The 12,693-nt window shown below is 67.3% G+C and carries 11 protein-coding genes; 6 read left to right on the top strand and 5 right to left on the bottom strand.

Features of this window, described 5'->3' with window-relative positions; translation table 11 throughout:
• Positions 1–96 precede the first annotated feature (96 nt).
• Positions 97–972 (bottom strand): LysR family transcriptional regulator, encoded by an 876-nt coding sequence (locus tag BLA15945_RS13980; protein WP_174992662.1) that lies wholly within the window; start codon positions 970–972, stop codon positions 97–99.
• 229 nt (positions 973–1,201) lie between these two features.
• Between BLA15945_RS13980 and BLA15945_RS13975 the strand changes: the two genes are divergently transcribed.
• The 5 genes from BLA15945_RS13975 to BLA15945_RS13955 all read left to right on the top strand — a co-directional run bounded on the left by BLA15945_RS13975 (position 1,202) and on the right by BLA15945_RS13955 (position 8,241).
• Positions 1,202–2,140 carry a LysR substrate-binding domain-containing protein gene (locus BLA15945_RS13975; protein ID WP_011356424.1) on the top strand — a complete coding sequence of 313 codons (939 nt, stop codon included), beginning with the start codon at positions 1,202–1,204 and terminating at the stop codon, positions 2,138–2,140.
• A 336-nt stretch (positions 2,141–2,476) separates the two neighbouring features.
• A complete protein-coding gene (gene aldA / locus BLA15945_RS13970; RefSeq protein WP_174992661.1) occupies positions 2,477–3,901 on the top strand; it encodes an aldehyde dehydrogenase in 1,425 nt (474 codons plus the stop codon).
• 111 nt (positions 3,902–4,012) lie between these two features.
• On the top strand, positions 4,013–5,344 hold the full coding sequence (locus tag BLA15945_RS13965) for an MFS transporter (protein ID WP_174992660.1): 1,332 nt from the start codon (positions 4,013–4,015) through the stop codon (positions 5,342–5,344).
• On the top strand, positions 5,341–6,558 hold the full coding sequence (locus BLA15945_RS13960; RefSeq protein WP_174992659.1) for a mandelate racemase/muconate lactonizing enzyme family protein: 1,218 nt from the start codon (positions 5,341–5,343) through the stop codon (positions 6,556–6,558). The genes BLA15945_RS13965 and BLA15945_RS13960 overlap by 4 nt, the downstream gene beginning before the upstream one ends.
• 15 nt (positions 6,559–6,573) lie before the next feature.
• The gene (locus BLA15945_RS13955) at positions 6,574–8,241 is read left to right on the top strand and encodes a GMC family oxidoreductase (protein WP_059237824.1); all 1,668 of its coding nucleotides are present in this window, start codon (positions 6,574–6,576) and stop codon (positions 8,239–8,241) included.
• Between the two features lie 104 nt (positions 8,242–8,345).
• Here the strand turns inward: BLA15945_RS13955 and BLA15945_RS13950 are convergent, their stop codons facing one another.
• Both BLA15945_RS13950 and BLA15945_RS13945 read right to left on the bottom strand, forming a co-directional pair.
• Positions 8,346–8,645, bottom strand: coding sequence for a barstar family protein (locus BLA15945_RS13950; protein ID WP_174992658.1), 300 nt, complete (start codon positions 8,643–8,645; stop codon positions 8,346–8,348).
• Between the two features lie 154 nt (positions 8,646–8,799).
• Positions 8,800–9,693 (bottom strand): LysR family transcriptional regulator, encoded by an 894-nt coding sequence (locus tag BLA15945_RS13945; protein ID WP_174992657.1) that lies wholly within the window; start codon positions 9,691–9,693, stop codon positions 8,800–8,802.
• Between the two features lie 120 nt (positions 9,694–9,813).
• Here BLA15945_RS13945 and BLA15945_RS13940 point away from each other — a divergent pair, with 120 nt between their 5' ends.
• Entirely contained in the window at positions 9,814–10,845 is a 1,032-nt protein-coding gene (locus BLA15945_RS13940; RefSeq protein ID WP_059237827.1) for an NAD(P)H-quinone oxidoreductase, read from the top strand.
• A 33-nt stretch (positions 10,846–10,878) separates the two neighbouring features.
• On the opposite strand, the gene BLA15945_RS13935 is transcribed toward BLA15945_RS13940, so the two are convergent.
• A complete protein-coding gene (locus tag BLA15945_RS13935) occupies positions 10,879–11,700 on the bottom strand; it encodes a quaternary amine ABC transporter ATP-binding protein (RefSeq protein ID WP_059237828.1) in 822 nt (273 codons plus the stop codon).
• A gap of 14 nt (positions 11,701–11,714) precedes the next feature.
• Positions 11,715–12,680 (bottom strand): ABC transporter permease, encoded by a 966-nt coding sequence (locus BLA15945_RS13930; protein WP_174992656.1) that lies wholly within the window; start codon positions 12,678–12,680, stop codon positions 11,715–11,717.
• Positions 12,681–12,693 lie beyond the last annotated feature (13 nt).

Genomic DNA, 12,693 nt, shown 5'->3' with positions numbered 1-12,693 from the left:
ATCTTTAACGGACACCAAAGTTGAAAGCACCGTGCGACGGGCGCGGACCGATCCGATTTCCCCCACCTTCCGATCAGTCGCGTCCCACGGTCGCCCCTACCCCTTCCGCCCCGCCTGCCCCCGCAACCACGCGGCAAATGCAACCACGTGCTCAACCGTGACACTCTCCGGCTCGACATCGAGCCAATAACCGAACGGCCCGATCGGCTGCACCGGCGACAGCCGCACCAGGCTGCCCTCGCCGATCTCCTCCTCGATCATGTTCAGGTCGACCACCGCGAGCCCCGCACCCTTGCGCGCCGCGCGGATCGCCTGTTCGAGCGTGGAAAACTCGATGCCGTCGCCGATCCGCGCCACCGGCACGCCCGCCTGCTCGCACCAGTCGGCCCACAGCGTCAGACGCTTGCCTTCGTGCAGCACATGCAGCGACGGCAGCCGGCCGAGCAGCACGTCGAGCGCGTCACCGCGATAGCGCGGCGCGCCGACGAGCGCATGCCGCTCCATCATCAGAAGCTCCGACTGCATCCCGGCGCGCGCCGCGCGCCCGAAGCGGATGTGGCAATGGCAATCGTCGGCCGGCTCGGTGCGGATCGACAACTCGACGTCGGGCAGCGTCTCCGCGAGCGTGCCGAGCCGCGGCGAAAACCACTGCGTCGCGAACGTCGGCGGCAGCGACACCGTCAGCCGCCGCTTCGCACCCGGCCGCGCGGCGGCGACTTCGTCGACGCCGCGCTCGATCGTGTCGAACGCCTGCCCGATGAACGGTAGCAACCGCTGGCCGGCATCGGTCAGGCGCACGCCCTTGTGATCGCGCTCGAACAGCCGCGTGCCCAGCGCTTCCTCGAGCAGCCGGATCTGCCGGCTCACCGCCCCCTGCGTCACGCACAGCGAAACCGCCGCACGGTTGAAGCTCAGGTGACGCGCGGTCTCCTCGAAAAATCGCAGCGCGATCAACGATGGCAGGCGTCGCATGATGTGTGTCCCTTTCGTTCGAATCGTTCGTATCGTTCGTGCCGTTGCCGGCCGGCGCCGCCGTCCATCCAGCGCGCAGCCTTGTCGCAACGCCGCGCCAACCGCCGCGCCATAAAGATGCCCGAAGGCCCGCGCCCTCCGTCGCATCCATTCATCGTCCCCGCGCCCGCGCCGCCCGCCTACAATAAGCATCCCGCACCAAACACGACACCGCCCCGTGAGACGCAAGATGCCGGCGCTGAATGCGCTGAAAGCCTTCGAGATGGCCGGCCGCACCGGCAGCTTCACACGCGCGGCCGAACTGCTCAACGTGACGCAGAGCGCGGTCAGCCGCCAGGTTCGCCAGCTCGAAGGCCAGCTCGGTGAAACCCTGCTCGAGCGCCGCCATCACCAGCTCGAACTGACGGCGGCCGGCCGCGTGCTGCTGCGCGCGCTGCAGCAATCGTTCGACAAGATCGAGCTGACCGTACGCAGCCTGCAGGAAAAAACCCACCTGAACCGCCTGCGCGCGAACGTGCCGCCCACCTTCGCCGCGCGCTGGCTGATGCCGCGGCTCGGCCGGCTGCGCGACGCGCATCCCGAATTCGAGCTGAGCCTCACGACCCGCATACACGACAGTCTCGGCGAATCGCGCGTGCTCGACTGCGCGATCCGGTTCGGCGACGGCGAATGGGACGGCTTCGACAACGCACTGCTGATGCAGGAGCAGCATATCGCCGTCTGCGCGCCCGCGCTGTATGCGCGGCTGCGACAGGACGGCGCGCCGATCGACCTGAACCGCTTCACGCTGCTGCACGTGCTCGCCACCGACGACCAGCGCTACCTGACCTGGCAGCACTGGCTGAAGGCGGCCGGCATCGCCGACGTCGACACGCGCGGCGGCTACGAATTCGACCTGCTCGACCACGCGATCCGCGCGGCGATCGACGGCCTCGGGATCACGATTGCCGATCGCCACATGGTCGCGCGCGAACTGGCGACCGGGCAACTGATGCAGGTGCTCAACGTGCACGTCGACGGTCACCAGTCGTACTGGTTCGTCACGCGGCCCGAGCAGACGAACCTGCCGCACATCGTCCAGTTCCGCGACTGGCTGCAGCAGGAAGTGTGGCTCGCGAAGCGCCATCTCGAACCGTCGTCGCCGCTTCCGCAAGTGCCGCTGGCCTAGCGCACGATCCGTCCCCCCAGGCATAGCCGACCGCCCCGTCCGCGCCGAAGCCCCAAGCGCGGCCGACACCTTAACGCCTCCCGCCCCCGCGCGCCTTCGGACCAGTCGGCAACCGCGGCCCTGCCACCGCCCGTCCCGCTCCCGGCCCGCGCCACGACAGCCTTGCCGGACGCGCGATTCCGGCCGATCGGTCGAGCAACGTGCGTTTTTCTCATGTTCGGCGCGAAAATAAGTCGTTTGTCGTGCGCTAAACGCATGAAGAGAATGACCTCTGTCCCGTACCGCGCGTGTCGCCACCCGAAGCGATCCGCCCGCATTCATCGGAGGAGTCACTTCATGCGCACCGAACGCAACTACGTGAACGGCCGTTTCGTCGCCCCGGAAAGCGACGCGTTCATCGTCGTCCACAATCCCGCCACCGAAGCGCCGTTCGCGCGCGTGCCGGCCGCGACGCCGGCCGACGCACTCGCCGCCGTCGACGCCGCGGCCGCCGCGCAGAAGACGTGGCGCAAGCTGCCGAGCGCCGAACGCGCTGCGTACCTGCACCGTTTCGCCGATGCGCTGACCGCACGTGCGCCCGAGATCGGCGCGGCGCTCGCGCAGGAATCCGGCAAGAGCGTCGAGGACGCGTCGAACGAAGCCGTCTACGCGGGCCAGATCACGCGCTACCACGCGGAGTGGGCACGCCGGATCGAAGGCGAGATCATCCCGAGCGACACGCCCGACGAGAACCTGTTCCTGCAGCGCGAGCCGATCGGCGTCGTCGCGTGCCTGATCCCGTTCAACTATCCCGTCTACACGCTGCTGCGCAAGGTCGCGCCCGCGCTGATCGCCGGCAATACCGTGGTCGTGCGGCCGAGCAACCACACGCCGGTCTCCGCGTTCGAGATCGCGAAGGCGGCCGACGATGCGGGCTTCCCGCCGGGCGTCGTCAACATCCTGACGATGGACCACGCGACGGCCGAAGCGCTGTGCACGCACCCGGCAGTCGGGATGATCACGCTAACCGGCAGCGTGAACGCGGGCCGCAAGGTGCTCGACTACTGCAAGGCGAACATCGCGAAGCCGTCGCTCGAACTTGGCGGCAAGACGCCCGCGATCATCGAGCCGGACGCCGATCTCGAACGCGCGGCCGCGGCGCTCGTCGCGTCGAAGACGACCCATTGCGGCCAGCTCTGCACGGCGATCGAGCGCGTGTACGTGCACGACAGCGTGCACGACCGTTTCGTCGCGCTGCTGAAGGAGAAGATGGCGGCCGTGCGCATCGGCAACCGTGAGGAAGACGCCGCGCGGATGGGCCCGCTCGTGAGCGCATCGGCGCGCGCACACATCCACGGAATGGTCGAACGCGCGATCGCGGCAGGCGCGACGCTCGAAACCGGCGGCGCGATCCCCGACGGCCCCGGCTTCTTCTACCCGGCCACGCTGCTCACCGGCGTGCGGCAGGACATGGAGATCGTGCAGGAGGAAACCTTCGGCCCGATCATGCCCGTGCTGCGCTACACGACGATCGACGAAGCGATCGCGCAGGCGAACGACCACCAGTTCGGCCTGTCGTCGGTGCTCTACACCGAGCATTACCGCACCGCGATGACCGTCGCCAACGCGATCGAAGCCGGCGAGCTGTACGTGAACCGCACGCCGGCCGATCCGTACCAGGGCTTCCATGCCGGCTGGAAGCGCTCGGGCCTCGGCGGCGACGACGGCAAGCACGGGATGCTCGAATTCACGCAGACGCGCCTCGTCGTCATGAAGTACTGACACCGGCGCGCGCCCCACGACACCACGCCGCGCGCGCCGCCCCTGACCCGACCAGAACATAAAAAAACCTGCAGGCCTCCGCTTCAAGGACGCCTGATGGAGGAAGACATCATGCCGACCCAACCGTCGACGCCCGCGGCGTCGCTCGCGTTGCACGACGACGCTCACGCGTCGCAGCATTCCCGTGCGCAACGCTACCTGCAACTGCTGCTGCTCGTGATTGCCGCGGGCGCGATCTACCCGATGCTGTATCTGCGGCAGGTGTACCAGCCGACGATGCTGCAGTTCTTCCATATCGACGACGTGCAGCTCGGCTACCTGTATTCGTCGCTCGGCACGATCTTCCTCGTCAGCTACCTGCCGAGCGGCTGGCTTGCCGACCGCCTGTCGCCGCGCTGGCTGATCTGCTTCTCGCTGCTCGCGACGGGTGCGCTCGGGCTCGTCTACGCGACCGGGCCGTCGTTCGACACGCTCGTGCTGATCTTCGGCTGCTGGGGGCTGTCCACCGGCCTCACGTTCTGGGCCGCCGTGATCAAGCGCGTGAACATGATCGCGGGCCCCGACGAACAGGGCCGCTTCTTCGGCCTGCTCGACGGCGGCCGCGGGCTCATCGAGGCGCTGCTCGCGACGATCGCGATCACCCTGTTCGCCTACGTGACGCAGGCGCGCGGCGGTACCGATGCGGCCGGCTTCAGGCTCGTCGTGCATCTGTACGCGTTCTTCTGCATCGCGCTCGGCGTGCTGCTCGCTTTGGTGAAGGATCCGGCGAGCACGGGCGAACGCAAGGCCGTGACGGAACGCCGAAAAGGCAACGTGCTGACCGACCTGAAGACGCTCGCGGCGATCCCCGAGCTGTGGCTCGTCGCCGCGATCGTGTTCTGCGGCTACCAGGTGTTCTGGGCGACCTACAGCTTCTCGGCCTACCTGCACGAAGGCAATTTCGGGCTCAGCGCGACGGCGGCCGGCTTCATCACGACGCTCAAGCTGTGGATGCGCCCCGTCGGCGGTATCGGCGGCGGCTTCCTCGGCGACCGCGTCTCGAAGGTGTCGGTGCTGCTCTGGGCACTGGTGCTCGCCGCGCTGTCGCTCGTCGGGCTGATCGCAGCGCCCGCGCACAGCCCGCAGGCGATGCTCGTCGTGCTCGTGCTGTTCATCGGCATCCTCACCTACGCGATCCGTGGCCTGTACTGGTCGCTGCTCGACGACTGCAAGGTGCCGACGCATTGCGCGGGCCTCGCGATCGGCCTGATCTCGGTGCTCGGCTATTCGCCCGACGTGTTCGTGCCGCTGATCAACGGCTACGTGACGCAGACCTACCCGGGCGCGCATGGCTACCAGCTCTATTTCGGCTATATCGCGGCCATCGCGCTCTGCGGCGCGGGCGCCGCCGCGTTCCTCAAATACCGCCTCAACCGCATTCACCGCATCCAGGAGTCCGCATGAAGATCGTTTCGCTCGAAACCCATATCGTCGCCGTGCCGCCGCCGCATATCGGCGGGATGTACTGGATCTTCGTGAAACTGAAAACCGACGACGGCATCGAAGGTGTCGGCGAGATCTATTCGGCGACGTTCGGCCCGAAGGCAATGGCCCCGATCATCGACGACGTGTTCGAACGCCACCTGCTGGACCGCGACCCGCACCACGTCGAGCGGTTGTTCCGCCAGGCCTATTCGAGCGGCTTCACGCAGCGGCCGGATCTCACGATGATGGGCGTCGTCAGCGGCCTTGAGATGGCGTGCTGGGACATCATCGGCAAGGCCGCCGGCAAGCCCGTGTACGAACTGCTCGGCGGGAAGATCCACGAGCGGCTGCGCTCGTACACGTACCTGTACCCGAAGAACGCGAACGGCGAATACGACTACGACGATCCCGACCTCGCGGCCGAATGCGCGGCCGAGAACGTGAAGCTCGGCTTCACGGCCGTCAAGTTCGACCCGGCCGGCCCGTACACGGCCTACTCCGGCCACCAGTTGTCGCTGGAAGTGCTCGACCGCTGCGAGTTGTTCTGCCGCCGCGTGCGCGAGGCGGTCGGCAGCAAGGCTGACCTGCTGTTCGGCACGCACGGGCAGATGGTGCCGTCGTCGGCGATCCGGCTCGCGAAGCGGCTCGAGAAGTACGACCCGCTGTGGTTCGAGGAGCCGGTTCCCCCCGGCCAGGAAGACGCGATCGCACAAGTCGCGAAGCACACGTCGATTCCGATCGCGACCGGCGAGCGCCTGACCACCAAGTACGAATTCCACAAGCTGCTGCAGGCGGGCGGCGCATCGATCCTGCAGTTGAACGTCGCACGCGTGGGCGGCCTGCTCGAAGCGAAGAAGATCGCGACGCTCGCCGAAGTGCACTACGCGCAGATCGCACCGCACCTGTACAACGGGCCGGTGGGCGCGGCCGCGAGCATCCAGCTCGCGACCTGCACGCCGAACTTCCTGATCCAGGAAAGCATCATGACGTGGGGCGGTTTCCACGCCGAAGTCGTGAAGACGCCGATCCGCTGGGAAGACGGCTACATCATCCCGTCGAACGAGCCGGGCCTCGGTATCGAACTCGACATGGACGTCGTGAGGCGACACACGCCCTACACCGGCGAACGGCTGCACCTGCAGATGGGTGAACACCCCGTCGACGTGAAGGATCTCGCCCCCGCGAAGGGCTGAGCGCAAAGGACAGACATGAGCTACGACTACATCATCGTCGGCGCGGGTTCGGCCGGCTGCATCCTCGCGAACCGCCTGAGCGAATCGGGACGGCACTCGGTGCTGCTGCTCGAAGCGGGCGAACGCGACGCGTCGTTCTGGTTCAAGGTGCCGGTCGGCTTCACGAAGACCTACTACAACCGCCGCTACAACTGGATGTACTACAGCGAGCCCGAGGCGCAGCTCGCCGATCGCAAGCTGTACTGCCCGCGCGGCAAGGTGGTCGGCGGGTCGGGCTCGATCAACGCGATGGTCTACGTGCGCGGCCAGCGCAGCGACTACGACGACTGGGCGAACGCCGGCAATCCGGGCTGGGCGTACGACGACGTGCTGCCGTACTTCCGCAAGCTCGAAACCCACGCGGCCGGTGCGACCGATCCGCAGCATCACGGTGCGACGGGGCCGATCCACATCACGTCGATGAAGGCCGACGTGCATCCGATCGTCCACGCGTTCCTGAAGGGTTGCGCGCAACTGAACCTGCCGCGCACCGACGACTTCAACGGCGCGCAGTTCGAAGGCGCGGGCATCTACGACCTGAACACGAAGAACGGCGAACGCTGCTCCAGCAGCTTCGCGTACCTGCGTCCCGCGCTGGGCCGTTCGAATCTCACGCTGCGCTCGGGCGTGCTCGTGCGGCGCGTGACGTTCGACGGCACGCGCGCGACCGGTGTGGTCGTCGCGGGCGAGCAAGGCGACGAAACGCTCGTCGCAGCACGCGAGGTGATCCTCGCGGCCGGCGCGGTCGATACGCCGAAGCTGCTGCAACTGTCGGGCGTCGGCGATCCGGCGCTGCTCGCGCGCCGGCGCGTGCCGCTCGTGCATGCGCTGCCGGCCGTCGGCCGCAACCTGCAGGACCACCTGTGCGTGAGCTTCTATTTCAAGGCGAACCGGCCTACGCTGAACGACGAGATGGGCACCCTGCTCGGCAAGATGAAGATCGGGCTGCGCTACCTGCTGACGAAGCGTGGCCCGCTCGCGATGAGCGTGAACCAGGCAGGCGGCTTCTTCCGCGGCACGGCCGATGCGCAGGAGCCGAACCTCCAGCTCTACTTCAATCCGCTGTCGTACCGGATTCCGAAGAGCGACCGCGCGAGCATCAAGCCCGAGCCTTACTCGGGCTTCCTGATCGCGTTCAACCCGTGCCGGCCGACGAGCCGCGGCATGATCGAGATCGCGTCCAACCGCGCGGAAGATGCCGCGAAGATCCACGTCAACGCGCTCACCACGCAGAAGGATCTCGACGAGGCCGTGCAGGGCAGCAAGGTGATTCGTGCACTGATGCGCGCACCGGCGCTGAAGTCGATGACCGTCGAGGAAATCTCGCCGGGGCCGCAGGTCGATTCCGACGACGCGATGCTGCAGTATTTCCGCGAGCAGTCGGGTTCGATCTACCACCTGTGCGGCTCGTGCGCGATGGGACCGGACGCGGCGACCTCGGTGGTCGATGCGTCGCTGCGCGTGCACGGGTTGCAGGCGCTGCGGATCGTCGATGCGTCGGTGTTTCCGAACATCACGTCGGGCAACATCAACGCGCCGACGATGATGGTCGCGGAGAAAGGCGCGGATCTGATTCTGGCGGATGCGAGGCACGGCGAAGCGTCTGCCGTGCGGGTAAGCGAACGGGAAACGGTCCCGCATTGAGGCGGCTGCGTTCCCGCCGATGCGGGCCGGCGCGCACGATGCGCTTGCATGCCGGCCCGCCGATCGGCGTCACGACGCAACTCAACGCAACGTCAACGCCACGACTACGCCCAATACGACAAGACGATCAACGGATCGCCGCCGTCCTTCGTCGCGCGCCAATTGATGAACGCGCTGCACGCGACGAGTGCGGCGAATATCTCCGGATTGCGATCCTTCAACGCTCCCGCGTCGTCGATCCGCAGCGACACGATGCCGTGCTCGTAGCAATAGTCGCTCATGCAATCGTTCCATGCGTCCATGTTCCGGCCGTAGTAACCCGGAAATCCGAATTCGCTCGCGAAGTAGTCGTGAAACTTCTTCCAGTCGCAAAGCGTTGTTCCGTCCACACTGAATCGATTCATCGAGCCCCCTCACTCCCTTGAGAATCGTTGCGACCATTCGGCGGACGACACGAAAGGCCCGTTCACCCGCAGCGGAATCGGATGCGCCTGCCGCACGAATCTCGTCGATCCCCAATGCATCGACGCGCGCCGCGCCTCATCCGTCGATGCACCCTCAATCCCCTGCCCCGCTCCGCCCCTCCACCTCGTCGAACACCCGCACGATGTGGTCGATCATCGCGCTCATCCGCGCGGTATGCCGCAAATCCTTGTGCGTCACCATCCAGACTTCGTAAGGACGCGCCGACGTACGTGCCGGCCACACGCGCACCAGCGCGTCGCGCTCCGCGATCGGCACCGGGAGTTCGGCGAGCCCGAGCCCGGCGCGCGCCGCCGCGCGCAACATCAGATTCGAATTCAGCCCCGACACGATCCGCCCCGCGCGCACCGGCTCGCCGACCACCGTGAGCGGGCTGCGCGCATTCAGGTGCGGCAGGAAGCACACGAGGTCATGCCCTTCGAAGCCGGTGCCGGGCACCGGCTCGCCATGCCGCTCCAGGTATTCCTCCGACGCGTACAACCCCGTCGGCCACGCGGCCAGCCGGCGCGTGAGCAGATCGGGATTGTCGGGCTTGATCGTGCGGATCGCGATGTCCGCCTCGCGCTTGGCCAGGTTCTCCACCTGCGTCGACGTGTTGAGCAGCACGCGCACGTCCGGATGCTCGTCGTGCAGGTCGCGCATCGCGCGCATCACGAATTCGAGCCCGATCGTATCGGTCGTCGTCACGCGCACGTCGCCCGCCAGGCGCCGGTCGACGCCCTGGGTCTGCCGCACCAGGTCGATCGCCGACTGCTCCATCTTCTCCACGTTGCGCAGCGCGACCTCGCCCACCGCGGTCAGCACATACCCGGCCGACGTGCGCAGGAACAGCGTCGCGCCGAGCGCGCGCTCGAGTGCCGCGAGCCGCCTGCCGACCGTCGCCTGGTCGAGCCCGACCGCCCGCGCGGCGCCGCGCAGGCTGCGTTCCCGGTGGATGGCGAGAAAGATCCGTGCGTCGTCCCAGTTCAAGCGGCTTCTCCGGTGTGATGCGAATTTGCATCGGTGGTTGTGAAAATCGCTGCGCGAATTCATCAATGCCCAAGCCTATACTTTTTTCACCGACCACTCACCTGTCTTTTGGAGGCAAACATGTCCGATACGCTTTCCCCCGTTCCCGCCGACATGGCGGCAGTCGAAATCACCCGGCCCGGCGGCCCCGACGTCCTCGCGACCGCACGTCGCCCGGTGCCGCGCCCGAAGGCCGACGAAGTGCTGATCCGGGTTCACGCCGCCGGCGTAAACGGCCCGGACGTGCTGCAACGCAAGGGGCTCTACAACCCGCCGCCCGGCGCATCCGACATCCTGGGCCTGGAAATCGCGGGCGAAGTCGTCGCGACCGGCGAAGCCGTGCACGGCTTCGCGCCGGGTGACCGGGTCAGCGCGCTGGTGACGGGCGGCGGCTATGCGGAATACGCGGTCGCCCATCACCTCACGACGATGAAGCTGCCGCCCGGCCTCGACATGATCGAAGCCGCGGCGATGCCGGAAACGTTCCTGACGGTCTGGCTGAACCTGATCCAGCGCGGGCGGCTGCAGGCGGGCGAATCGGTGCTGATTCACGGCGGCGCGTCGGGCATCGGCACCACCGCGACGATGATCGCGAAGGCGATGGGCGCATCGACCGTCATCACGACGGTCGGCTCGGACGCGCATCGCGCCGCGAGCCTGCGGCTCGGCGCGGATCACGCGGTGCACTACCGGGAAGAAGATTTCGTCGCCGAAGTCGACAGGATCACCGCCGGCAAAGGCGTGGACGTGATCCTCGACATCATCGCGGGCGACTACGTCGCGCGCAATTACCGGGCGGCGGCGATGAACGGGCGGATTCTGCAGGTCAGCGCGCTCAACGGGCCGGCGAAGGAACTCGACGTGTGGCCGATGATGACCAAGCGCCTCACGCACATCGGTTCGACGCTGCGCTCGCGCACGCCGGAGGAGAAGGGCGCGCTCATCGCCGAACTCGAACGGCACCTGTGGCCGCACGTCGCGGCGGGCACGGTCAGGCCGCAAGTGTTCCGCACCTTCCCGCTCGACGACGCACGCGGCGCGCACGTGCTGATCGACTCCGGCGTGCACGTCGGCAAGATCGTACTGACGACGTCCGCGCACCGCGCGCAGTGAGCGCGGTACGCGGCCTGGGCGGCGTGACGCGCGTCAGTTCACGCTCGTGCGCTTCTCGACGAACCGACGCACGTAATCGTCCGCCGGGCGCGACAGGATGTCGTCCGGCGTGCCGACCTGCACAAGCGTGCCGTCACGCAGGATCGCGATCCGGTCGCCGATGCGCAACGCTTCGTCGAGATCGTGCGTGATGAACACGATCGTCTTCGACAGCGTCGCCTGCAGTTCGAGCAGTTGATCCTGCATCTCGGTGCGGATCAGCGGATCGAGCGCGGAGAACGCCTCGTCCATCAGCAGCACGTCGGTATCGGCCGCCAGCGCGCGCGCCAGCCCGACACGCTGCCGCATCCCGCCCGACAGCTCGTCCGGGTAATGATCGCCGTAACCGTCGAGCCCGACCTTCGTCAGCCAGTTGCGCGCGGCATCAAGCGCGTCGTGCCGTTTCTCGCCGCGCGTGCGCAACGCATACGCGGCGTTGTCGAGCACGGTCTGGTGCGGCAGCAGCCCGAAGTTCTGGAACACCATGCTGACCTTGAAACGGCGCAGCTCGCGCAGCCCGTGCGCGTCGAGCTTGATCACGTCGCTGCCGTCGATCACGATCTCGCCGGCCGTCGGCTCGATCAGCCGGTTGAAGTGCCGCACGAGCGTCGATTTCCCGGAACCCGACAGCCCCATGATCACGAAGATCTCGCCCGACTCGATGCCGAGGCTCACGTCGTTGAGCCCGACGTTGCAGCCCGTTTCGGCCAGCACGTCGGCCTTGCGCTTGCCCGAGCGCAGCAGGTCGAGCACGCGCGCATGCGCGGCCTGCGGCCCGAACAGCTTGTACACGTGTTTGACGTCGATGGTCGTCATGTCTGCCTCCGTTCCTATGCGCGCGACGATTGCGTCGCCTGATTCGAATCGACGCCCGCCGACTGCGCCTTGCGCGGCAGCCGGTACGGCACGCGCGATGCGCCCTTCTGCCGGCGCTGCTGCGCGAGCCTGCGGCGCGCGCGCCGCTCCTGTCCGAAGCCCTGGCTGATCCGGTCGATCACGATCGCGAGGATCACGATCGCGAGGCCGGCCTGCGTGCCCTTGCCGACATCGAGCGTCTGGATGCCCGCGAGCACGTCCTCGCCGAGCCCGCGCGAGCCGATCATCGACGCGATCACGACCATCGACAGCGCCATCATCGTCGTCTGGTTGATGCCGGCCATGATGCTCGGCCGCGCAAGCGGCAACTGCACGTTGACGAGCAATTGCCAGCGCGTCGTGCCGAACGCACGCGCGGCTTCCGTCACGTCCGGATCGACCTGGCGGATGCCGAGATCGGTCAGGCGGATCAGCGGCGGCAGCGCGTAGATGATCGTCGCGAGAATCGCGGGCACCTTGCCGAGACCGAACAGCATCAGCACCGGGATCAGGTACACGAAGCTCGGCAGCGTCTGCATCACGTCGAGCACGGGCAGCAGCATCCGGCGCAGCCACGCGCTGCGCGACGCGAGGATGCCGACCGGCACGCCGATCGCGACCGACAGCACCGTCGCGACGAGCATCAGCGCGAGCGTCTGCATCAGCTTGTCCCACAGGCCGAAGCAGCCGATCGCGTAGAGCAGCAGCATGAAGAGCGCGCCGAGGCCGATACGGCGCGTCGCGTTCCACGCGATTGCGCCGACGACCAGCAGCACGAGCCACGGCGGCGCCACGCGCAGCGCGCCTTCGAGCGGCACGAGCAGGTAGCGCAACACGAGCACGCTGAAGTGATGGAAGCTGTCGCCGTATTGCGCGACGAACCTCTCGAGCGCGCTGTTCACCCAGTCGGCGATCGACAGGTGCAGAAAGAAGCCGTTCATGTTGATTCTCCGT

The sequence above is a fragment of the Burkholderia arboris genome, from assembly GCF_902499125.1.
GTDB classification, from domain to species: domain Bacteria; phylum Pseudomonadota; class Gammaproteobacteria; order Burkholderiales; family Burkholderiaceae; genus Burkholderia; species Burkholderia arboris.
This window is presented reverse-complemented; position numbering and strand designations above follow the sequence as displayed.